Raw genomic sequence first — 24,334 nt, 5'->3', positions numbered from 1 at the left:
AATTTATGGATTTTGGGCGGGATTGACGTTAAGGAAAAAGGAATATTGGGTTTAAGTTTGGAAATGATGTAAAAACCGTTGTATATTTGCCGTCCACATCGCGGGGTAGAGCAGTACCCTTCGACAAAGCTCAGGGCAGGGTACCTACACAAACTGAGCATTTTTATTGAAAACCAAGTTTCTAAAAGAAACAAACAACATATATCGCGGGGTAGAGCAGTAGGTAGCTCGTCGGGCTCATAACCCGAAGGTCGCTGGTTCGAGTCCAGTCCCCGCTACTAGCAAAGACAAGGCTTCCGAGAAATCGGGGGCCTTTCTTTTTTGCCATGGGTACAGAATAGGTACAGAATCGAAACTTTTTTGTTTTTTTTCAAAAAATTTGATGTTTTTTAGTGCATTATGAATTTGGGGATAAGAAATTTGTAGCCTTCCCTAAACTCTGTTCTTTGTTGTACCACGTTATTTTAATCGTTTAGTTTTCAAAAAAGTCCTTTTCATTTATATTCTCGGTACTCATATTTCCATTTTCAACTGGGTATAAAGTTATAGTCCCTGTAGTATAACTTGCTTTTGTATTCTCAATTATTATATGGTCACCAATCTTATCGGATTTGCTAAAACTTACATTTCTTTCAAAAGCTCCATTAGTTCCACAGAAATTCTTTTTGTTTGGATTCCAGTCATTTCCATAGTATACTTTCATATAATAAGTCCCACTTGGAATTTTACTCATTTCAAAAGTTGCACCTGCTCTGATATATTCATTCCTAATGGTCTTATTGTCGAAAGTTCTTACTAAACAAACAACCGCATCTGTTCTGTTACTATTGTCAAATTTCAACCAAGCGTTTTGCGAATAAACACCTTTCCCAAAACAGGCATCTAAAGGCGAAATCCCATTTTTAAGTTGATTTCCTCTGTATTTACTTGATGATTTAGTAATTTCTTCAATAACTGACTTACTTTCAGAAAGGACTTTTTCAAATTCCGCTTGTTGTTCACGCATTTCTTTAATCCTTTTTTCAGTTTCGGTTAATTCGTGAGTTCTGTTTGATTTGATTGGTTTTTCTTTTTCGTATATGTATGGTTTATATTCTATTTCTGAATTTTTTTTAGTCTTAACTGGATTAAGTGGATTAAATCCAAAATAGTCTAAAGTTCCCCCCAAAATTAGTAACGCTACAATTGGGGATAATAAAAGACCAAATATACCAGACCCAAAATCTACACTGTTTATTTCTCTTATAGTTTTGAAAAAAATATGAACGAAAAAATAAAAGCCAAAAACAGCAATAAATCCAATGAATCCATATTGATACATTCCAATTATCAATAACAAAAGCATTACTGATTGAAATATGAACCAAATTTTTTCCCTTATTTTTGATTTTTTGTAATATTCTATTTTCCTAAAAAAGATATTTTTAGGATTTAGGCTTTTTATTCGGTCAAACAAACTTCTTTTTTGCTGTGGTCTATAAGATTGTTGATTTCTTTCTGTTCTCGTTTGTTGGTAGGTTGTATTAGTTCTTTCTGTTGAGTTCCTTAAATATTTATTATATTTTATATCATATTCTCTTTTTAGACTTGGATTCGACAAAATATCATAAGCTTTTTTTATTTCCCGAAACATTTCGTCGAAGAAATTATCTCCAACATTTTTATCAGGATGAAATTTGATTGCCAGTTTTCTGTAGGCTTTCTTTATTTCCTCTTGGGATGCGTTACTTTTTAGTCCTAAAGTTTGATAATGGTTTTTCATTCTTAGTTAGAAATGCCGTTATTGATAATGTAGTACAATGGGCTATGAGTAGTTGCGTGGTTTAGCGTTAAGTTTAGCGAGTACACACCAAATTGAAAATCTGCGAGGATTTTCAAACGTAGGCGGGAACAAGCAATTACTTATAGCCAACTTTGTCTTATTTGGTGTGGTTTTTTATTTTCAGTTTCTTATGGTTATTTGTTTTGACCAAGTTTTCGATCGTTTATCTCCTTCAAAAACAGAAATTATTACTTCCCCTACTCTTTGAAATTCTAGTTCCATATCCGCAGTACCGGATTCTGCATCGAATTCCTGTCTTCCGCCATTTTCAGGTTCATATGTTTTCACAGTCCAATTTCTTATTCTTCCAATCGAAAAAATCCATGATGCATCATTATCTTGTTTATGTGCTATTTTTGGTCCTTTTAATTCTATTAGTAATTTTTCATTCTTAGGAATAATTGCTTTTAAGGAAACTTTTTCACCTCTCTTGATACTTAATACTGAATTTGCAAGTATATTTCTACCATTTTTCCCCATTTCAGGATATTTAAACTCATCTACAACATCATCTGAAGTACTTTCTTTATTTTGTTTTCCTCTTTCTTTTAATATTTCTATTCTCTCTTTATAAAATAAAGTTGCAATACCCCAACCTCCAGCAAAAAAGAGCGTTGCTGTTGAAACTACTTTCCAAATATTCTCAACAATCCAATCCCAGTTTTCTTTTATAAAATCCATATTAATATTTCGATTTGCAGAACATTTTTTAATTACACCTTACGGTCACGGGTATGAAACGTAGGGCATTTCGGAGCTGCGTGCCTGTCCATCGAGACAAAGCTTGCTAAGTGCCGAAAACTTGCGAAAACCACTGTCCTCCCTATGTTTTATACCCATTGTTGTGGGTAGTATTATTTTGGTATTCCTTTCTTATTTGGGTCGTCAATCCAATTCTTAACTTTTCCAATGAAATCCCATACATCACCATTAGAAGGTTTTAAATAATTGGCATCTTCTGGATTTGACCCCATTTTTTCAAAAATATCAATCAGCCACTTTGAACCATGACCTGTTGCTCCCAAGTTGGTTAACCATGATTCTAACTCGCCATTTCTAATCACAAAGACACCGTATTCTTCCAATTGATTGAAGAGATTAGTACATGCTTCTTTGTTTGGGTCATCAAGAATTTCAACTCCACCATCTCTTTTCATGTTTAGGCCTGATGCGTCAAAAGCGTTTTTCATAGTTTGTCTTTGATTATGAAGAGCTTGATGACTTGGTTCTGGAATGAATGCACCATTCAGAGGTTTAGAGAATACTTGTCCACCTTCTTTTAGTACATCAATATCTACAATTCCAACTGCTGGAATTCCTAGTTCCCTCAATGGATGCACTATGTCCCAAACTGTTTGTTTATTCTGAGCATTAATGAATAAACAATTAAATATGCCTCTATTATCAGATTCTGCTAAAAGCCTTTCATTGATTTCATTATAAAAAGCTCTGTCTGAATCAGCTTCAGTCACAATTACACTTTCATAAAATAATCCATTTAGTACACCTGTTGACCTCAATAATGGATTCCTCATAAGATTAAGAATCTTGTCCTTAGGTAAAATTCGAGAGGTAGCTAAATCATTTTTATAAGTGAGTCTAACGATATTCAACGGAGATCCTGACTGTATACAGCCCATTAGGAAATGTGAGCTATGAGTCGAAACAAACAACCTTTTCTTAGTTGCTCTTAAGGATTTCCCTATCTCGTTACCCAATTTATTTGATAAAGACGGATGAAGAAATGCCTCTGGCTCATCAATCAAGGTGATTTTTGGGTCCCCTGCTAAAATTGTAGTTATAATTCCCGAAAAAGCCTTTACTCCATCGCTTGCATGTATAATTTCAATTGCATCTTTATGAAAGTTGATTGATTCTGTTTCCCAACCTTTTTCCTCTCTTTCAGATGCTGGTGCTCTTTCCGAAAGTCTAATTCTTAACTTGCCAATATTTGTGGGGTCAACTACATAATATTTGCCAAAGGCTTCATGGATAATTCGTCTTACTTCTTCTCTCAGTTCATTGTTTATGAACAGGTGGGCTAAATGATTGGCTGGTGTTTTTTGAAGGTCACCTGCATTTTGTTCAGCTAATAAGTTAAGACGGTTGGTTCCATCTAATCTCATTGTGTACATATTTAAAAACTGCTCATAATGCCCTTGACGATTATTAGGGTTTTGTGCCTCATTAATTAATCCTTGCCGATTCACTTGAATTCTTATTGCTCCATTATTTTGAGGATTTATCTTAGAAAGTAGTACATGTCCTGGGTGTATATTTTCACCCACATTTGGCACAGATTCAATTCGTGTTATTTCTTCTTCTATCTCGTTTTGAGAAAATGATGCGAAGGTTAGTTTGTCAAGTACAAGGTCATTTGCTTGCCCATGAGTTCTTCTGCTAAAATTTTCGATTTCAATTAGAACACGACTCTTTCCCGAGTTATTTGGCCCTACAAATATTGTTATCGGAGTAATATCAAATTCAAGATTTGGTTGACCTTGTGAAGACCCTGATTTTAATTTAATCTTTTCAATCATGTATTTCGTGTTCTTTTATATTACCCACAACGTCTCGTATAAAAACTATGCGAGCGGGCGAGCACTTAATTTCGATTCAAGACTGATTGAAGCATTGTTTTTATATGTTGTTGGCACAAGTTTATTTACTCCATCTTTTCAAAATAATCTTCAATTTCTGCCTGTAAATCGGTTATTGCGTTCACTGTGTCAGAGATTAATCCATCTGATTTTAATTTATCTAATTCCTCGGAAAGTTTAATTCTCTCATCGAAATCTCCCATAAATTCTACTTGTCCGTTTTCTAATGTGGCAAAGAGGGAACTAAATTCTTTTTCGACTTTTATATAGCTGTTAACCTTTAAAAGCTGTTTGGTCAGTTTTGAATATTTTTCTTTGATGTTTTTTGTTAGGATATATTTTAGCGTAAGGTGCTTTTCAAATACCTTATTGAAAGAATCTCCCCAATTTTCAGCCATTTTAGCTATCTTTTCTGGAGAAGCTCCTTTAATATCAGTTTGGATTACTACCGTATTCACCAATAACTCTGCTAATAATGGGTAAATAATATTTAAAGCTTCTGTCTGAAGTTGATTATATTTTGAAAATCTTATTTCGGATTTTTTAAGGTCATTTTTAAATTTTTCTAATTTCCTGGAAACTCGATATGATTGGATTATTTGCAGAAGTGCAATGACAACCGTGAAACCAATTAAGATTATTAAATGATATTGTTTAAAATCAGAAAAATATTCTTCTAAAGCCTCTTTTATCAAATCATCCATTTATTTTTTTAATTTGTGCCAACTTGATTATATGCTGAACTTTTATAGGTATATACTACCTATATAGCTGGCGATGCCCAAGTTTTGTGAATTTTGCTTCAGTATAGTTTTCAGCAAGTTCTTTTTAAATTTTTGGGGCAAGCTAAATGTAAGAATTTTCAATAGATTAAGAAATCTGAAATTCCGTAAAGAGTTAAAATAATTTCATCCAATTAAGAATCATCGCAAAAAATACACTTAGATTCCAGATTTGAATAACATTGTATTTTCATGAGCAGGGCTAAGTGGAAATGGTAAAGCAAGAGGGCAACACGGCAGGCCGGTGTTGCGTAGAAAAATTTTTGAACAACCTACTGTAAAACAGTGGTTTATTATTCAAAAGGTTTTTAAAAAAGTGCTCCTAGCGATTGAAATTTGCGGCAAATGCTCTTGAATCCCCCATAAACAGGCCTGAATTTGCGTCAACTAAAAAAAACAAACTTAATTCTTTAAATAGGGTTTTGTAAGTACTCAAAATTGGGGAAAGAAAAGCTCTAATAAAATATACTCCATATTGTAGAGGTCAATTCCCTTATAAATAAAGAAGTGTCAGGTATTATGATACTTTCAAGACATTAATTTTCAGTGACACCTAATTTCAGAGACCTTATTATATCCTTCGCATAATTCATATTGCAATCCAAGGCCTTGATTAAAGCAATGGCAAGCGGACTGGATGAATCCTGTATCTCTTGATTCAATAAGTCAATTATTTTCACTTCCAATTCTGCATCAAGAACCAAAATACGTTTCATTTTTCGCCCCATTATTCTTGCACCAACAAGTCGGGTGTCGAATTTTTCCATTTCGAATAAATCGGAATGTTCTGCATCCTCCCTAAACATTTCTGGTTCATACAAGGCCCAGGCAATGCGTAAAATATTAGCGGTGTCTCCCAAGTCCTTTACCCTATCCCCTGGTTTTTCGGACCAAGCAATCAGTTTTAGAATAACCAGACCATGGGCCGGGCTAACAGGCAATGCAATGCCATAGGGATGATCAAAAGTTTCAACCTCCTTAGATACTTGCGTCATCCCAACAGCTGAAATCTCTAGGTTTCCCTCTACAAACCGAACCATTCTTTCTTCTTCAATACCACCAAAAGGCAATAAGTCAATTGTAGTTTTGGATTCAGCATGGAACAAACTATAAGGCATATTTCCTTGGGATTTTTCAAAACCATGTTTTTTCAATTCTTCCTTGACGGCATCAAATTGTTCATGGTCTGGTACCATAATGGCAAAATCAATATCCGCAGTTGCCCGCTTCGGCTTTTCCCCAACCTTATAAAGGGCAACATCACGTGCATTTGCTCCAATAAGGTAATAGTTGATTCCTTTTGCCCTAAAAACGGTGTCTAGGATTTTGTATACCTTACCATGGTGGGTAAAGGAATATTCTTTAAAGCTTTGGTTTGATATGCTCATTAAATATCTTTTGTGCTATTTCCAAGTTCCTTGGTTCACCGGAATGAATTAATTCGGCATATACCAAAACTGGATGTACAACATTTTCGTAACTCAATAAGTTATCTTTATTTTTCTCTAGCATAGAATTCAACCAGAAAGGTTTATATAGGTTGATATTTCCCATGGGGTCCGGAACCAACTTTAATGTTTGCATTATGTCCTTATTACTTTCAAAGGTCGTGAACATGGTAAATTTTTCTGGGAAAAAATTATTCGTAAGCAGCGCCGCGGCTGGTTCCCCACTCCAAAATACTTGGGGACGTAAATACTTTTTTTTCCATTGGCTCTGCATATCCCCTGAAAAAGAAAATGTACCAAGGTAGTATTTGGGAAATATTTTTTCGTTAACCAATGGAATCCATCGATCTAAAAGTTCTTCATACTCCAAAAGTTGGTATTTATGATTCCCGTCTTGGGAAAATAAATACCCATATTCAGAGAGCCCCTGCATAATCTTACTAACGCTGCCCAATGATATCATGCTATTATCCGCCAAATACCGTTGTGTTTCATTGACCAGTTTTGGGTTTTGTAGAAATTGAAATATTAATTGTCCCCCTGCTTGGGTAAATATCTTGGAAGAAGGTTTCACATAGGGCGATGCATTGTTGTTTTCCAAATACACCTTTAGCGGAGATAGGTTCAAATAGGCATTACCATAACTGTCTAAATAATTGAGCTTATATTCACGTAACATTTCCTTGGCCTTTGGTGTTAAGTAGTTAGCCACAACGAGAATCGGAAGTTCTTGTTTTTCTCTCAGTATGGCAGGAATATTGTGCTGACGGATTTCATTTCTAAAATACACTGACACTTTATGGCCTTCAAGTGAATAGATTGGCAATTCTGAAGTTTGTTGAGCATCCAAAAATTTGGCCTCGATTTCAATATCCAAAGCCTCCAAAAACTTCATAAAGGTTATAAAATCAAATGACATGTTCATTTTTTTTATCCGTTCATGAAACATGAACATTCAAATATAGTGAACAAAATTGAATTGTTAATCTCGCGAAGGAAAAATAATTGCGATCTATATTACCATTTATCAAATATTTATGCTGAAAAGGTCAGCATCCTCCTAATCATCATTTTGGTTAAATGGGGCTTTCATTTTGTCCCGCAACCGGGACGAAAAATGTAAAGCAAGAGGGTAACAGGCTAGCGCACTGTTGTTGTTTCATTTTTCTTCGGAAAAGCTCATTTTTGGGGCTTTTATGAAAATATTGATTAATGGCATTTATAATGTTTTTTTTACTGAAAAAGGCCTTCATCCTAGCAAAATCAATGGATTTTTTACTAAAAAATGGTTTTTTGAAGTATGGCTTGGTTGAATAATGAAGACTTATTTTTCAATTAATTTTATCGGCTTATCCCTCATTTTTCACGGAAAAGGGTGTTCAGCCCGCTAAAATCAAGGAATTTTTCACGGAAAAATCAAAAATGATTAACCGTTTTGATAAAAATACACCTTTGTTATCTGCTAAATGTCCACTTGTATTTTATTGAACCAGTTTTGTATATTACCATCGGATGATTGTGGGAAACTCCCTATATTTGAGATATGCAGACAAAGACCAAGAACAACCATATAGGTAGAAAGATCAGTAGGATCAGAGAACTCCGAGGAATGAAACAAGAAACCTTGGCCGAGAAATTGGGCATCAGTCAACAGGCCGTTTCCAACATTGAAAACAGTGAAAAGGTGGATGATGTAAAGTTGGAAGAAGTTGCCAAGGCTTTGGGGGTAACCAAAGAGGGAATCGAGAATTTTTCGGAGGAATCCATATTTCATAATATCAACAACTTTAATGATAACAGTGTAAATAATGGTCCTTTAAACAATTTTCATTGCACATTTAATCCTTTGGACAAACTGGTGGAAGCATATGAGGAAAACAAAAAGCTTTACGAACGTCTTGTTCAAGCAGAAAAGGACAAGGTTGCTTATTTGGAAAAGCTTATAAAATAAAGATATCCTACCTCGCTCAACAGTATTAGTATTGGCAAGTATTTGGGGCTTGCAGCGCAAACTTGGTTTCGCTCGCTTTGCTTCGTTTGCTTTTTTTATTCAGTTTCCTTTTGCGACCCACCGGGAGCAAAAGCAAGATTGTCATGACAATGACACATCTTGAATTCCACTCCGTGGAAAACAGCAAGGCTTATTGTCTCTTTCAAAGCACATTTATCAAAGATAGTTTTCAATCATCGTATCATTACCGTATATTTTCGCATCATATCGTTTCATTAATTCATTTGACAATATGACCATGGCACTGAATTTGATGGATTTACGTTAAATAAGAAATTGATTTGTTCCTTTACGTCATGAACAGAAGGCGAAATATAACCGCTATTTTCCCAAAACACCTTTTTTGGGACGTGGATATGAGCAGGTTAAACCCTAAAAGGGATAAAAACCTTATTATCCCCAGAGCTTTATTTGCCTCTACCGAAGATACTTTTATTGATGACATTGAGCGTCTGGAAGAACTATATTCTAAAAATGAGATTTTACAAACGCTAAGAAGCACCAAAGAACGTATCAGTAACACGGTTTGTGAATTGGTTGCCAAAAGATACCACGCCAAATCCTTCGCTCGCTTTGCTTTATGAGTGCCGTTAGTCCTGCACTTGCCAAAACTATAACAGAACTACAACTAGTCAAAACCCTTGGGCAATTTGCTTTGGGAGGAGGAACCAATCTGGCTTTGCGTTATAATCACCGTGTTTCTGTTGATATTGACCTTTTCACAAATGACATTATTGGCATAAATGGGTTTAAGGAAATCGCCGAACAATTTATAAAGAGGAATATCAAACCATTTTTGATTTGGACAAAGAAACTGGCCCTATTGAACGACCAAAGCTGTTGATTGCGTTTGATGAAATCAGAAAGGTTTCCGGCTCACGTCCCTCCCTTTCACAGGATCTGATACAGATAACGGAAGGAAGTAAAATATGGAAGGAAGCAAGATATAGCTGGTTAAGAAAGGTTAGAGCATTGTGCAGGGTATTGGGATTGGAATATCCAAAACCCAAAGGATACGATTTGTAGGAATTTGGGCAATTTTCGCCTTGAAGTGTTAAAACATAGTTAAAAAGGTGTCCCTTTCGGTTACAGTGCAAATTCTCCCCCTTTCACAACCCCTAAAAACAGTGGTTTTTTTAATTTTAAAGAAAACCCTCTTCCTTCCCACAAATGGTATCAGCATAAAATTTAATTTCACCATTCATTTTAAGCAATTCTCACTTTCTCTCCATCAAAATCGAATCGTCACATTTTTTCACTAAATTTGTGACGAAAAATAATTTTAAAAATGCCTGTACCCACCGAGAAACTTATAAAAAATTCAATTTCCAACCACAAGCGTGGAAAAATTTTTTTTCCGAAAAACTTTTCCGAATTCGGAACTTCCGAAGCCGTAAGGCAAGCTTTAAAAAGACTGGAAGAAAAAGGTCTCCTAATTCGATTGGCACAAGGTATTTACTTATATCCCAAAGAACACAAATTACTTGGCAAAATATATCCGTCATTGGAAGAAATTGCCAAGGCCATTTCCAAAAGAGATAAAGCAAGGATCATTCCCACAGGGGTACAGGCACTTAACAAACTTGGACTATCTACACAAGTACCCATGAATCTGGTTTACTTAACGGACGGAACTTCTCGTACGATAACAGTCGGAAAAAATAAAATAAAATTCAAAAAAGCTTCCCCAAGAATTCTAGCGGCCAAAAGTGAAACCAATATTCTCATTATACAAGCCTTACGTGAAATAGGAAAACACAATGTAGATCACAAAACCCTAATAAAAATAGAGAAGGTACTCCAAACGGTTGACAAAGAAATGATAGTACATGATATGAAACTAGCCCCCGTATGGATATCTGAAATTATGGAAAGTTCAGTGACTGAAAGGAAATCATAATGAAAGAATGGTTTGACTTATCGGAAGCGGACAGAAGAGAGATCATCGTTCAAACCAGTATATCCAAAGGTCTGCCACAGGCTGCCATAGAAAAAGATTGGTGGGTAGTCACAGCTTTACGCGCTCTTTTCGAAACTAAGTATGCTAAACATCTAGTTTTCAAAGGAGGTACTTCCTTAAGTAAAGCATGGGGACTTATTGAGCGTTTTTCTGAAGACATTGATGTAGGGATGGATAAAACTTTCTTTGGGTTCGAAGGGAATCTTTCACGTAAACAGGTCAAAAAACTCAGGAAAGCATCATGCAAATTTGTCAGCAAAACTTTTCCTAAGGATTTAGAGGACAAACTCCATGAAATGGGAGTTAAAGATTTTACTGTCCATGTTCGTGAATTTGAGGAATCCGACACCGACCCCTTGGCAGTAGAAATACAATACAGGTCATTAGTTGAGAAAGTTCCCTATTTAGAACCCAGAATTCTGGTGGAAATAAGCTCCAGATCCTTAAGGGACCCTTACGAAAACATGGAGGTGATATCTTTTATTGGAGAAAAGTACAAAGGTAGCCCATTCGCCGATAAGGTAATTAAAATTCCTACGGTGTTACCTACTCGAACCTTTTTGGAAAAGCTCTTCCTTTTACATGAGGAATTTCAAAAACCAAAAGGAAGAGGAGCCATAAGAAGTCATCGAATGACAAGACATCTTTATGATATATCCAGAATTATGGATACAGAATATGGTGAATCCGCTATAAATAATAAAGAGTTATACAATACAATTGTAAAACATCGTCAACTATATGCACGAATATCATGGATTGATTATACAAAACATGCTTCGACCACTTTGAATTTCATACCACCAAAAAAAATACTGACCGAATGGGAAAATGATTATAAAGCAATGAAGGAGAGCATGTTTTACGGCAAAACTGAATCCTTTGAAGATTTAATCCAAAAACTTCAAGGCTTAAGGGATAGATTTAATAAAGAATAGTAAATATTGAAATTTAGCTAACCGGTGCCCCCTATTTGGGTTGTACTTTAATCTAGCTATAAAATATAGCTTAAGGTGAAAACCTATAAAAACCGAATTTTTTTATCCATAATGTTCATCCACTTCCCACATAGCGCTGTAGCTAATTCGTTTAAGCCCTAAAATCCATCATTGAGAAAGAATATTTCTCGGGCCAGACTTCTTCCCTGTTCCATCTAGGTTTTTAGTAGCAGTAAGGCCAGTATTGAGAGCAGCAGTCAATTTTTCCTTTTTTCATGAGTATTATCAGGTTTTCACCTTGCCTTCTATAGCACTTAGACTGCCAGTGAAAGAAAAAATAGTCAATGGGCAGGACAATATTGATAGGGCCTCCCGTCATATTTGGCCCGGAACCAAGCTTCTTTATTGGTTTTCCGGACTGGAAAGGCCAGCGTGGAAACTATGTCAATGTTGCGGGCTTTTTCACTGTCTATGGCATTTCTATTTTTTTCTCTCATTGTCTCAAGTTTTGTTATTCCTCCTACCTTTTTACCTAACCCAATGATGACGAGGGTTTACAAGCTAGGTCAGATGTTTTTTCAACTTACCTATCGTACCCTTTAGGTAGGTTAGGTAACCTTTCGGTAAGATGGAAGTTATATATCCTACCTTAGGTTTTGCCCCATGAACATTGGCTTTATTCTGCTTTAGGTAACTAGGGAGGTATTATTCTTCTTTCTTTGCAAATTCCATTTCCCAAGGGCTTCACTAAAGAGTAATCTGGACAAATAGCCGTGAATCTGTCTTTAGGGGTGCTTTCTCTCTTGATTTATTTGTTCCTTTCGCTCTGCGTTCCGTTTCCAACGAAATTTTGATGATTTGATGACAAACCTCTGAGAGGCCTTATAAATACTGGTAGTTCCCCCGTCATCATTTTGTCATCGTTTCATCGTTTTTGTTTTTTTCTTCATTGTTCCTGTCATCATTTTTTATTTTGATGACAGAATGATGACAAAGTGATGACAGCCTAAACCCTTATAAACACAGGGCTAATATCAATCTGTCATCAAATCATCAAATTTTTGACATGTAATTTTATTTTTTCCTGTAGTTCATCATCCATCTACCCGTACTATTTAAAAAGCCTATTTTACCCCAACGGCAAAAAGGGGTACAGAATCGAGCTCCCAACTTTGGCCTGGACACTAAAAATTTATCACACTGTCCAAAGCTTCGTCCGCCTCCTTATGGATAAAATTTGCTTGATAGTTCAAAGTAGTCTTTAAATCGCTGTGGCGATAGAGTTTTTGAAGCATTAGGGGATGAATCTTGTCTCCGGCAATATTTCCAAAACTGTGACGCGCAATATGATTGGAAAGGGGTTTTTCTATTTCACAAAGTTTAGCGATTCTTCGAAGGTATTTATTGAACAGCTTAGTGGCATTTCTTGTTTTTACAAAAACAGCTTTGGTGTCCTTGGGATTGACATCCTTTAGAAAGGGAAAAACATAGCCATTATTTAACTCTTTGTCATTCGTATATAAATCCAAAATGACCTGCGCTTTATCCGGGATTTTTAAGCTTACCGGTTTAGAGTTTTTGCTCATAACATAGAACAAGCGATTGTTTTTAAAATCACTCCATTTAATCTGTACAATATCCGAAATACGGATGCCGGCAAAATAAAAAGCCGTTAGCCAGACGTTCCGAGTGTGCCAAATAGAAGTTCCAATGTCCAACTCCAATTGCTCGATGCTTTGAACTTCTTTGATAGTCAAACCGATTTTATGCCCTGAACCAATCCTTATTTTTTCCTTATCACCAGCAAAGGGGTAGTACTTAGATGGAACTATGCCGTCTTTTATAGCTACATTGAACAAGGTACGGATAAAGATAAGTTGATTGGTTATGGTTCGTTCTTTATGTCCGAGATAAATAGCACAAAAATTCTTGAACTTTTCAATAAAGCGCTCATTGATATCAATAAATCTAAGTGAGGATTTGTTTTTGAAATAACGTACGGAATCATAAAAATCGGTTTTCGATTTGCGTCCATCACTGATGCGTTTTTTTCTTCGGCTTTTAATGCGCTCAATGATTTCATCCTTCTTCAAGGAGCGTTTAAGGTTTAAAAATTCATCAATATTGAAAAGAATTGACATCTCGGCCTTGGCAACAGAAATGGTTCCCCTATCGTATTTATCCTTTATACGTTCTGCCGCTAGAACAAAAAATGGTTTTTCCCCTTCTACTCCCTTCAACTTTTGCTTAGCCTGTTTTGGAGTTAGGCTTTCTTCCTTCAAATCAAAATAAATATCATTGGCCTCTATCATCTTTTTCATAAGAAAGTTGTTCAACTTTTTATAATTGGGATGTGATCTTTTAACCGTGGAAGTAGTTTTATTCCAATCCTTTTCAAGAATATACTGGCCCAAAAACCGATAACTTGTTCTGTAATTATCACTTATTCGCAATGCAAGTGGCGCTGAACCGTCCTTTCTTTCTTTATTTTTTCGTCGAACAATCTTAATACTGGCCATAATTCTCATCTTTTATCCTTAATAAAAGTACAACTTTTAACAAAAAAAAGGGGTACAGAATAGGTACAGAATAATTTGATATCAAATGTATTTATTTGATATTATTTAACATTTTAAAAATCTTATTTAATTAATTTTCAGTGTTTTAAGTGTTTATTGATATATAGCTTATGAAGCTCATAACCCGAAGGTCGCTGGTTCGAGTCCAGTCCCCGCTACTAGAAGTAAAAAAGCCGAGAAGATTTTCTCGGCTTTTTTTGTATTCTCACCTCAGTCCCTCAGTTTATATAGCTTTCTAGGGGGTAAACTTTTATCGGGGTTTACCTGCTTTAATAGTTTCTTAACAATTTTAACAGCTTATTTTCATAAATTGTTAATGCCTAATTCATCATCAATCAAAAATGAGACAATCTACCAACTATATTGTCTTACTGTTTCTATGGCTAAACCATGCGTTTGCCTATGGCGTTACCACAACTAGCGGTTATGTCAGTTTTCCCACACCTACTGCCGAAACACTTAAAGATTCCCTGGATTGGGCAGACTACTATTTTAATATTCACAGGTACAAGGAAGCAATTCCTCTTTATCAAAAAAACCTTGGGCTAAATGATAAACAACAAAGAGTCCATGTTTTAAAAAAGCTAGCGCTTAGTCAGGCGGCATTGGGGAACCCCGATGAGTCCATTTCATACATCTACGATTATTTTAAAATAGATTTTCAACCTACCTTTCTTTTACACGAAGATTTTGATAGTATTCGAGACGAAGAAAATTTTGCGAAACTATCTGGAACCGTATTACCAAAGTTCACAGGTTGGTCAATTTTTTACTTTTTTGTTTCCCTAATTGGATTTTACGTCACCTTTGTTTTATTGATTAACAAAAAAATTGACAAACAAGCCAGAATTCTAATTGCCACTTTTGTCTTTATTCATTCACTATTCATTTTAAATATATGCATAAACCAGACCAATTATGTGTTCGAGTTTCCACACACCTACCTCATGTCAACTTGGTCTTCCTTCCTATATGGACCTCTGCTCTTTCTTTATTTTAAACGAGTTACAAAATCAACCGACCTAAACAAAAGCGACATATTGCATTTTTTACCCACCTTGGTTTTAACCATCTATCTAATTTTTACGGTTTATGGTTTTTCAGGATCAGAAAAAGTGAACCAAATGCTGCAAAGGTTGCAAGAAGGTTTAAATCCAGGGGATTCCACTAAATTATTTTTGATGGTGACCCTTAAAGCAATTTCGCTAGGCTTATATGCTTTTTTGGTCCATCTAATATTGGTCAAGAACAAAATAGGCTTGAGCAAAAAAACCAGAACCTGGCAAAAAAACATCTATCTTATACATATAAGTTATGTAATGGTTTATATGATTTATGGTATATATATTAATGTAGGGGTAAATAGTGGTCTATTCTATCATGCTCCCATTGTTTTGATGAGCACCATGGTCCTGTATGTTGGATATGCCGCTAATGTACAGCCCGACGTATTTAGCGGTTTATACGCCTACACCAACAGGCTTTTCCCAAAATATGTAAAATCCGGTTTAACGGACAGTCTTTCACAAGAGCTCAAAAAGAACCTGAACGACCTATTTCTAAAAGATAAGCTATACCGCAAAAATGACATCAATCTTGACATGGTGGCCGAAAAACTCGATACTACCCGACACAATGCCTCGCAACTGATCAACGAACATTTTAAAATGAGCTTTAGGGAGTTTGTAAATTCTTACCGTATACAAGAAGCCAAAGAACTCCTTGAAAAAGAAAATGAACTCAATATTATAGACATCGCCTACGAGGTGGGTTACAACAATAAGGTATCCTTCAACAAAGCTTTTAAAAAAGATACCCATCTTACTCCCAGCGAATACCTCAATCACTTAAAACAGGGGTAAACTCTTATCGGGAACACCTAAAAACAGGGGTTTTATTGCTAACTAGTGGTCATCAATCAAAAATCATCAATCCTATGAAACGACTACTAAAGCAACTCGTTTTTAAGTACATTGGGCAGAAGGAACTGACCTCCGACCCATTAAACAGTCATGAAAAGTACAAGAAATCCGGACTTACGGAAGAAGAAGCCCTTGCTATTCGAGGGAAAATTAAAAAGGCCTTTGAGGAGGACAGGATTTACCGGAACAACACCATTTGTCTTGACGAACTTTCGGAACACATTCAAGACAATAGGTACAAGGTGTCCCAAGTAATCAATACGTACTTCTCCAAAAACTTTTATTCCTTTTTGAACGAATACAGAATAAAGGAGGCAAAACATCTTCTGGTATCGGACCCCACTTTAAGTGTAAAGGCCGTTATGTACGAAGTAGGTTTTAACAGCAAGAACAGCTTTTACGGTGCCTTTAAAAAAGTAACAGGGCTCAGCCCCAACGATTACAGATCTGTTGCCGCTACTGTGGATTTCAATCAAAACAACATGCAGATGGCGTAGCAGAACCCATTAAATCGTTCAGAGTTATTCGCAAAAACCTCTTGGAAATCCAAGAGGTTTTTTCACATGCCATTATCAAATTGTTATCAAATCCATTTTTATGTGTTAAAAACGGTACTTCCCCATGGGCACCCTTGTTTTTCAGGTTCTTGCCGTTTAAAAAGTACCTGCTCCACGACACTTATAAGTTGATTTGTTATGCAATTGTAAAGGTAGGGCGGTGAGAGGCTCTGCTTCTTAAAAAGACAAAATCCATTAAGTTTTGTTCACTTCCCAGAAGTATTATTTGAATTAGCTATCATTTTCCTAGCGCCGTCCTCCTTTCTCAGTTGCTCTAACTCATTTCAAATTACTAACAAAACTTTATTCGTATGAAAGTAAAGAAACTGTTTGGAGCACTGGTGGCCATATGTCTATCGATAGCATTTGCCCATGCTCAAGAAAAAACGGTCACCGGAACGGTCACCGACCAAGAAGGGGTACCCTTGCCCGGTGTTAACATTGTTGTTAAGGGAACCGTTCGAGGCACACAGTCCGATTTTGATGGCAATTATGCTATTGAAGCCAGTGAAGGAGATATTCTTGTATTCTCCTATTTGGGACAAAGAACGCAAGAAAGAAGTATTGGCACAGGGAATACCATTAACGTACAAATGGCCGAAGATGCATCCCAACTTGAAGAAGTAGTGGTAACCGCTCAAGGTATTGTTCGAGAGAAACGATCCCTAGGATACTCCGTAACCACTGTGGAATCCGACAAAGTGGAATCCAGACCGGAGGCCGACGTTGCCCGTGTATTGAACGGAAAAGTCGCCGGGGTCAACATTACATCCAATAATGGAATGTCCGGTTCAGGCACCAACATTATTATCCGTGGATATTCCTCAGCAACACAATCCAACCAACCGTTGTTTATTGTGGACGGCATCCCTTTTGATTCTGGCACCAACACACAGACCAACTTTTTGGATGGAAACACCGAATCCAGTCGATTTTTGGATCTTGATCCTAACAATATAGAAAGTGTAAGTGTATTAAAAGGGTTGAGTGCAACCGTATTGTACGGTAACCGAGGTAGAAATGGTGTGATTTTAATTACCACCAAAGGTGCCGCCACGGGTGACACCCCCTCAAAAACCGAAGTTTCCGTTACACAGTCGGTATTTATGTCGAATGCAGTACTCCCAAAATTCCAAGATAACTACGGAAGTGGGTTTCATCAAGGTTTCGGATTTTTCTTCAGTAACTGGGGACCACGTTTTGATCGTACAGATGATGATGGCATTGCCACGGCAGCACAATATATTCGTACGGGACCCAATGGTGTAGCACTTACCCGACATCCATTCAACTATATTGCCGACCCGACTCTGATTGCAGGTTACGAAGACCTTTTGGACGACGAATATCCTTATAAACCCTATAATGGCGTCGAGGAATTCTTCAGGACCGGTTATGTGTACAGTACATCCGTTAATGTTCGCGGTGGTTCGGAAAAAGTAAACTTTAATGCCAATTATGGCCGCACGGAAGATATTGGGGTTACTCCCGGGAACAGATTATTGCGCAACAACTTTAGTTTGGGAGGTAATGCTACTTTGTCCAACAACTTTACCGTTTCGGGTGTGTTCAATTTTGCAAGGACAGGATATAAATCACCTCCAAATGCAGTAAGTACCGGTAGTGGGGCCGCCTTTAACGGTTCTGCCATTTTTGGGGATGTGCTTTATACCCCAAGGAGTGTCGATTTAACCAACATTCCGTTCCAAGCAGCAGATGGCAGAAGTTTATACTATCGTTCAGGAAACGATATCCAAAACCCATATTGGACCGTGGCCAACTCAAAAACCTCTCAGGAAACCGACCGTTTTACAGGAAATGTTTCCATGAGCTACGCCATCAACGATTGGATGAACCTCACCTATCGTGTTGGTTTGGATACCTACACCGAGTTAAACTCCTATGGACAAAACAAAGGTGGAGTAGATGGGCCAACCTTGGGTATTTTAAGGACAACATCAGTAAGGAACTCCATTTGGAACCATGATTTGATTCTAAGTGCTGAAAAAAGTCTTTCCGAAGATGTAAACCTTACCGCAACTTTGGGTGCCAATAGCCGTAGGGATACCTATGCACAAGATGGTATTGAAAGTCAGGGACAATTGGTGTTTGGAGTGCTCGAACACTACAACTTTACCACCCCATCATCTGTTAACTCTTTCTCTGGAGCTAATTTGAATCAAAATTTTGAGGAAAACCTAGTTGGAGTCTATTTAGATGCAACCCTCTCATATAACGATTTGCTCTACCTCAATGTGGTAGGAAGAAACGATTGGTCCTCAACATTGGAAAGGGAAAACAACTCCTTGTTCTATCCAGGAGCCAGTTTATCCTTTATTCCAACAACCGCATTCCCTGCACTGCAAGGAAACGTACTGAACTATGCCAAACTTAGAGTGGGCTATGGTTCCTCCGCAGGTTTCCCTACCCCATTTAATACACGGGATGTCCTCACCTTGGGCGCAAGGACCTTTGTAGATTTCAATGGCAATGTAGTATCAGGAAACACAGTTTCGGATGTTTTGGGGAACAGGGATTTATCACCAGAGAGAGTTCAAGAACTGGAAATAGGTTTGGACACTCGGTTGTTCAACAGCCTCAATTTTAATGTGAGCTTGTACCAAAAATCAACAACCGACCTGATTACCAACCGTACTTTGGACAGTTCCACAGGTTTCCGTTCCACTTTTGTTAACATTGGTGAGGTAGAGACCAAAGGTGTCGAGATTGATTACGACCTTAATCTATTAAGGGAAAGTGAAGCTGGAATAGGATTTAATCTAGCTGGAAACTTTACTGCCAACGAAACCATTGTTACCGATTTGGCCGAAGGCACCAACAACATCCTATTGACGTTTGCCGTAGCCGGCGAAGCAGCCAACTACGCCGTGGAAGGCAGACCCTTTGGTGTTTTGCTCGGAAGCACCATTCTAAAAGATGACAATGGCAACAAAGTTGTAGGCCCAAATGGTCGCTATTTGGTGAACAACAATATTACTGAAATAGGTGATCCCAATCCAGATTGGACCACTGCGTTGATTCCAACAATAACCTTCAAAAACTTCACCCTATCGGCCAACTTACAGTATCGTCATGGCGGTGATGTTTACTCTGTAACCACTGCAGGGTTGATCGGTCGTGGTGTGGTTGATCTGGATGATCCGATCCACAGGGAATCCAATTATATTTTGCCAGGAGTTTTTGCTGACGGCACACCCAATAATGTTGCCATTTCGTCCACAGAATTCGGATTCAACACCCTTTTTGCTGGTGGTATCAACGAAGCAAATATTTTTGATGGCACCACTATCCGTGTCCAGGAAGCTTCATTGGGGTATTCCATTCCTAAGAAAATGTTGGATAAAACTCCTTTTGGCAGTTTATCCTTTACACTCTCTGGTTCCAATCTATGGTACAAAGCGGTAAACTTCCCGGATAATGTTCGTTACGACACCAATTCTTCCAGTACCGGTGTAGGCAACGGGCAAGGAATCGATTTCTTTACCGGGCCATCTACCAGAAGGTATGGCCTTACCGTAAGGGCATCATTTTAAAAGCAGCTAACTAGAATCAAAAAATATATTATGAAAAAAATATCAAATATACTAAGTCTCATAATCGCTGCACTGACAGTTTTGTTGGGCTGTGAGACCACATCCTTGGATGTTGTGGAGAGTCCAAATGCATTAAACCCTTCGCAGGCAAGTGTTGATTTCTTTCTGAATCAAATACAACTCATGACCGCGCAAATCCATTCCGGTGAAGAGGGGCGCGCCGAAAACGGCCTCAGTCAATTTGGAATGGAACCGGTAAGAATGCAACACGGGTTTGGCCCAACGTATAGTGAAAGTTATGACCCATCTGATTTTGATAGGGTCTGGGACAATGTTTACGCAAGGGCATTGATCGATATCAGAACCATGAACCCCTTGGCCGAAGAAGCTGGCCAGTACACCCATCTTGCCATTGGGCAAATTTTAGAAGCCTATATCATGATGTCCATGGTGGATTTCTTCGGAGATGTACCCTATTCAGAGGCAGTATCTGGCGGTGAAGGTATTCTAAACCCAACCGTGGATTCAGGAGCTTCCATTTATCAAGCAGCAGACCAACTTTTAGTCGATGCCATTGCCAACCTGAATAAAGATGAGACCTCTTTGCCTTCCAATGACCTTTTTTACGACGGCAACGAAAGTCAATGGAAAAAAGTTGCCAATACCATGCGATTGAAGCTATACCTGCAAACACGTTTGGCCAGTGCCGATGGGTTTGGGGCATCTGTTTCCACCTCGCGCATCAACGAGTTGATCAGTGGAAACCAGTTGATTTTAGATCCTTCCGATGATTTCTTGTTCCAATGGGGCACCAACAATGCCTCCCCAGATAGTAGACATCCTTATTTTGATGCCAACTACGATGGCGCAGGGCCAAGTTCGGATTTTTATACCTGCAACTATTATATGGATCTGATGGCCAATCAGTATAGTGACCCAGACCCAAGAATACGGTACTACTTTTACCGACAACAGTCGGATTATTCAGGCGCCGATGTTGTTACCAAAGAATGTGTTACGGAAATATCCTTGCCCGCTTGGTGGGATCCTTCACAACCCTATTGCTTAGTGCCCGCAACCAATGGTTTAAGCGGATATTGGGGAAGAAACCACTTGGATGATGACGGAATTCCACCAGATGACGCCTTTAGAACATTGCATGGTACATACCCTGTTGGCGGACCGTTTGATGATGACTCATTTAGAAATGTATCCGGTTCCGGAGCTATAAATGAAGGTTTGGTAGGAGCCGGTATTTCACCCATTCTAATGTCCTCCTACACCTATTTTATGTTGGCCGAAGCAGCGTTGACATTGAACACGACTGGAAATGCTCGGGACTACTTGGAAACAGGAATTAGACAGTCCATAGGCACCGTGGTCGATTTTGGAGCATCTTTGGCAAGTGGCACGGAATACGAACCCACCTCAACGGCCATCGACGATCATGTAGCGGAAATATTGGCCAATTATGATGCCGGGGATGATACGGACAAGCTTCGCATTATTGTAGAACAATACTTTATAGCATTGTGGTGCAACGGAATAGAGGCTTATAACACCTACAGAAGAACCGGTCAGCCGGACAACCTCACTCCTGCTTTTACCACCAACGACCCGGGGCCGTTCCTAAGATCTATGTGGTATTCGCAAACCGCAGCGGACAGCAATACGAACATTACACAGAAAAGCGCTCCTAGCACTCCTGTGTTTTGGGACACCAACCCGGACGGATTCGTTGATTGATTTAAAACTAAAAAACAATACAGATGAAAAGTAATTTTAAATACATATTAGGTCTTATTCTCCTAATTTTGGGAATTGTAGCTTGCGAGGACAACGACAAAAATCCGATCAATGTTTTTGAACTGGAAGATTCAGCAGCTCCTTATGTTAGGATTTTGTTGGATGAAACCATTGTTGCGAAAGGCGATTTGGCCAATTCCACCTTTTCTGGTACCGTTGACGACCCTAGCGACAATGTAGCTTCGTGGGATTTAAGCGTAACCCTGGAATCGGGCGGAGTCTCCACCGATACAGTACCTCTGGCAACAATAACGGAATTTCCAAGTGATATTTCCATTCCCTATACCGATATCGCTAGTGCCCTGGGCATAACCGTTGATGATATTTCGGGAGGTGACTTTATCCGGTTTTTAGGAAAATCCACTGGAGTTGATGGTACAGAAACCACTGCGGAAAACTATAGTGCCACCGTAACCGGACAGCCAGAACAGTTACAGGCCTTTAATTTTATAGTACTGGTCAAATGTTCCCCAATTTCCGGAACCACGGTTCCCGGGACTTGGGTAATCGATATGCAGGACCTTTATGGCGATGGATGGGACGGTGCCTTTGTTACTTTTGAAATTGATGGCGTAACTACCGACTATACTTTTACCGGAGGTGATGCAGCAACATTCAATGTGGACGTACCAGAAGGAACAAGCTCGTTAGTAATTTCCTATACCAGCGGTGCTTTCGAAGAAGAGCATGTTTACACTATTGAAACACCGAATGGCGAAGTACTGGGACCTTTTGGGCCCAACCCGTCACCCTGTATCAATTGATCTTGACATATTGTTCCAAAAACAAAGTCCCGACCTAAATGGATCGGGACTTTGTTTTTGGAACAAATAGGTTCTACTAAATCGGGAATGGTACTTGTAGTTGAGGATTTCCGCAAAAAATAATCCATCCACGTATTTTTGGCGTATATAAAAAGTAATCCTCATAACAGCCTTGAACCCAAAATATCTTTTCAAAAGTATTTGTTTCATTTTTTGAATGTATTTGAATTAGTCCAATCCTCAAGGCTGTTTTTAATTCTTCCCCAGATCATTCAAAATAGAATTAAGTAAAAATCCTTGCAACTTCTTCCTGCAATAGGACTTACCTTTGCGCTTTAAGAAAATAAGCTTGGACAACACTTCTCGATCAACCAACAAAAAAGCACTTTTATCTCTTGCCATAGGCGGTTTTGGTATAGGCCTAACGGAATTCGTGATTATGGGAATTCTTCCCAACATTGCTGAATCCATGGAAATTTCCATACCTAAAGCAGGACATTTTATCGCCATCTACGCCTTGGGCGTGGTAATCGGTGCCCCTGTAATGGCTCGGATCACAAACAACTTAAACCCTAAAAAGACTTTGTTGTTCTTGATGTTGTGGTTTACGGTTTTCAATACCTTATCCGCATTTTCCGGCAACTATTGGGTTATGATGCTCTTTCGGTTTTTATCCGGAATGCCGCATGGTGCTTTTTTTGGTATAGGTGCCGTAGTATCGGGATATTTGGCCAAACCGGGCAAAGCGGCCCAAGCCATGGCCATTATGTTTTCCGGATTGACCATTGCCAACATTTTAGGAGTTCCTTTGGGTACCTATATTGGACAGGAATTACATTGGAGCTATTCGTTTATGCTGGTGGGCATTGCAGGTATTGCCACTATATCCAGCCTTTATTTTTGGATGCCCAAAGAGGACTTGGAAGAAAAGGTTGGTGACCAACACGCCAAAAGCGCATCACCGGGTTTAAAAAACAAAAAACTATGGGCCTTGATTGCTTTGACCACTGTGGGAACCGGCGGTTTTTTTGCTTGGTACAGCTACATTGCCCCGTTGGTGATCTCCGTAACAAAACTGCCCGAAGCAAACGTAGGATACGTGATGATCGTGGCTGGGCTGGGAATGTTTTTTGGCAATTTTTTGGGAGCAAGGATGGTAGAAACATTCAACCCCGTAAAATCGGTGGTCATTAGCATGCTGTCCATGACGATCATCTTGATCCTCAACGCACTTTTTGCCAGTAATGGCATTGCCATATTTGTCTTAAGCTTTTTTGTTGGGGTCATTACGTTTACCATTGCAGCACCTATCCAAATTGCAATAATAAAAGCCGCGAAGGGTGCAGAAAAATTAGGCTCTTCCATGAACCAAAGCGCATTTAACATGGGAAATGCCTCGGGCGCCTATCTTGGTGGTCTGCCCATGGTTTTTGGTCTTGGGGTTAACTATGCCAGTGTTGTGGGGGGTATTTTGGCTTGCATTGGAGCCTGTATCGGAATTGCAATCCTTTATTTGGAGAAACTATCCAAAAAGAATAAAGGATAAAAAAGTTCTTGCTGAAATAACACTTTGGAACAAAACCATTAAGCA

20 protein-coding genes and 1 tRNA gene are annotated in these 24,334 nt (G+C 38.3%); 13 read left to right on the top strand and 8 right to left on the bottom strand.

Features of this window, described 5'->3' with window-relative positions; genetic code table 11:
• Positions 1–205: 205 nt before the first annotated feature.
• A tRNA-Met gene (locus AC13CC_RS08800) sits at positions 206–278 on the top strand.
• A gap of 194 nt (positions 279–472) precedes the next feature.
• Here AC13CC_RS08800 and AC13CC_RS08795 read toward each other — a convergent pair.
• The 6 genes from AC13CC_RS08795 to AC13CC_RS08770 form a co-directional block, all read right to left on the bottom strand.
• Entirely contained in the window at positions 473–1,762 is a 1,290-nt protein-coding gene (locus tag AC13CC_RS08795; protein WP_482875876.1) for a DnaJ domain-containing protein, read from the bottom strand.
• A 180-nt stretch (positions 1,763–1,942) separates the two neighbouring features.
• Positions 1,943–2,503, bottom strand: a complete 561-nt coding sequence (locus AC13CC_RS08790; protein WP_482875878.1) for a hypothetical protein — start codon at positions 2,501–2,503, stop codon at positions 1,943–1,945.
• A 173-nt stretch (positions 2,504–2,676) separates the two neighbouring features.
• Positions 2,677–4,362, bottom strand: coding sequence for an ATP-dependent nuclease (locus tag AC13CC_RS08785; RefSeq protein ID WP_482875879.1), 1,686 nt, complete (start codon positions 4,360–4,362; stop codon positions 2,677–2,679).
• A gap of 125 nt (positions 4,363–4,487) precedes the next feature.
• The gene (locus AC13CC_RS08780) at positions 4,488–5,126 is read right to left on the bottom strand and encodes a hypothetical protein (protein WP_482875880.1); all 639 of its coding nucleotides are present in this window, start codon (positions 5,124–5,126) and stop codon (positions 4,488–4,490) included.
• A 614-nt stretch (positions 5,127–5,740) separates the two neighbouring features.
• Entirely contained in the window at positions 5,741–6,592 is an 852-nt protein-coding gene (locus AC13CC_RS08775; RefSeq protein ID WP_482875881.1) for a nucleotidyl transferase AbiEii/AbiGii toxin family protein, read from the bottom strand.
• Positions 6,567–7,571, bottom strand: coding sequence for a type IV toxin-antitoxin system AbiEi family antitoxin (locus AC13CC_RS08770; protein WP_482875883.1), 1,005 nt, complete (start codon positions 7,569–7,571; stop codon positions 6,567–6,569). Before AC13CC_RS08770 ends, AC13CC_RS08775 begins: the two co-directional genes overlap by 26 nt.
• A gap of 624 nt (positions 7,572–8,195) precedes the next feature.
• On the opposite strand from AC13CC_RS08770, the gene AC13CC_RS08765 reads away from it, so the two are divergent.
• From AC13CC_RS08765 to AC13CC_RS08740, 6 genes are all read left to right on the top strand, one after another.
• Positions 8,196–8,603, top strand: coding sequence for a helix-turn-helix domain-containing protein (locus tag AC13CC_RS08765; RefSeq protein WP_482875885.1), 408 nt, complete (start codon positions 8,196–8,198; stop codon positions 8,601–8,603).
• Positions 8,604–8,959: 356 nt separating this feature from the next.
• The gene (locus tag AC13CC_RS08760) at positions 8,960–9,247 is read left to right on the top strand and encodes a DUF6922 domain-containing protein (protein WP_482875887.1); all 288 of its coding nucleotides are present in this window, start codon (positions 8,960–8,962) and stop codon (positions 9,245–9,247) included.
• The gene (locus tag AC13CC_RS08755) at positions 9,244–9,507 is read left to right on the top strand and encodes a nucleotidyl transferase AbiEii/AbiGii toxin family protein (protein ID WP_482875889.1); all 264 of its coding nucleotides are present in this window, start codon (positions 9,244–9,246) and stop codon (positions 9,505–9,507) included. Before AC13CC_RS08760 ends, AC13CC_RS08755 begins: the two co-directional genes overlap by 4 nt.
• The gene (locus AC13CC_RS08750; protein ID WP_482875912.1) at positions 9,465–9,689 is read left to right on the top strand and encodes a hypothetical protein; all 225 of its coding nucleotides are present in this window, start codon (positions 9,465–9,467) and stop codon (positions 9,687–9,689) included. Before AC13CC_RS08755 ends, AC13CC_RS08750 begins: the two co-directional genes overlap by 43 nt.
• A 262-nt stretch (positions 9,690–9,951) precedes the next feature.
• Positions 9,952–10,563 carry a DUF6088 family protein gene (locus tag AC13CC_RS08745; protein ID WP_482875890.1) on the top strand — a complete coding sequence of 204 codons (612 nt, stop codon included), beginning with the start codon at positions 9,952–9,954 and terminating at the stop codon, positions 10,561–10,563.
• Positions 10,563–11,561, top strand: coding sequence for a nucleotidyl transferase AbiEii/AbiGii toxin family protein (locus AC13CC_RS08740; RefSeq protein ID WP_482875891.1), 999 nt, complete (start codon positions 10,563–10,565; stop codon positions 11,559–11,561). The genes AC13CC_RS08745 and AC13CC_RS08740 overlap by 1 nt, the downstream gene beginning before the upstream one ends.
• Before the next feature lie 341 nt (positions 11,562–11,902).
• Here AC13CC_RS08740 and AC13CC_RS08735 read toward each other — a convergent pair whose 3' ends face one another.
• Both AC13CC_RS08735 and AC13CC_RS08730 read right to left on the bottom strand, forming a co-directional pair.
• Positions 11,903–12,058, bottom strand: a complete 156-nt coding sequence (locus tag AC13CC_RS08735) for a hypothetical protein (protein WP_482875892.1) — start codon at positions 12,056–12,058, stop codon at positions 11,903–11,905.
• A 687-nt stretch (positions 12,059–12,745) separates the two neighbouring features.
• The gene (locus tag AC13CC_RS08730) at positions 12,746–14,080 is read right to left on the bottom strand and encodes a tyrosine-type recombinase/integrase (protein WP_482875893.1); all 1,335 of its coding nucleotides are present in this window, start codon (positions 14,078–14,080) and stop codon (positions 12,746–12,748) included.
• A gap of 401 nt (positions 14,081–14,481) precedes the next feature.
• Here AC13CC_RS08730 and AC13CC_RS08725 point away from each other — a divergent pair, with 401 nt between their 5' ends.
• The 6 genes from AC13CC_RS08725 (at position 14,482) to AC13CC_RS08700 (ending at position 24,289) form a co-directional block, all read left to right on the top strand.
• Positions 14,482–16,002: a helix-turn-helix domain-containing protein gene (locus AC13CC_RS08725; RefSeq protein ID WP_326277714.1), complete on the top strand. Its 1,521-nt coding sequence runs from the start codon at positions 14,482–14,484 to the stop codon at positions 16,000–16,002.
• 74 nt (positions 16,003–16,076) lie between these two features.
• Entirely contained in the window at positions 16,077–16,559 is a 483-nt protein-coding gene (locus AC13CC_RS08720) for a helix-turn-helix domain-containing protein (protein WP_326277712.1), read from the top strand.
• Positions 16,560–16,930: 371 nt separating this feature from the next.
• Positions 16,931–20,173, top strand: a complete 3,243-nt coding sequence (locus AC13CC_RS08715; protein WP_326277710.1) for a SusC/RagA family TonB-linked outer membrane protein — start codon at positions 16,931–16,933, stop codon at positions 20,171–20,173.
• A 30-nt stretch (positions 20,174–20,203) separates the two neighbouring features.
• Complete coding sequence (locus tag AC13CC_RS08710) at positions 20,204–21,919, top strand: SusD/RagB family nutrient-binding outer membrane lipoprotein (RefSeq protein ID WP_482875894.1); 1,716 nt, start codon at positions 20,204–20,206, stop codon at positions 21,917–21,919.
• A gap of 23 nt (positions 21,920–21,942) precedes the next feature.
• Entirely contained in the window at positions 21,943–22,743 is an 801-nt protein-coding gene (locus AC13CC_RS08705) for a hypothetical protein (protein ID WP_326277706.1), read from the top strand.
• 349 nt (positions 22,744–23,092) lie between these two features.
• The gene (locus AC13CC_RS08700) at positions 23,093–24,289 is read left to right on the top strand and encodes an MFS transporter (RefSeq protein WP_482875895.1); all 1,197 of its coding nucleotides are present in this window, start codon (positions 23,093–23,095) and stop codon (positions 24,287–24,289) included.
• Positions 24,290–24,334: the final 45 nt, after the last annotated feature.

Source organism: Flagellimonas sp. L-11 (genome assembly GCF_056857735.1).
The sequence above is the reverse complement of the archived record's forward strand: the minus strand, read 5'-3'. Positions and strand labels throughout refer to the sequence as shown.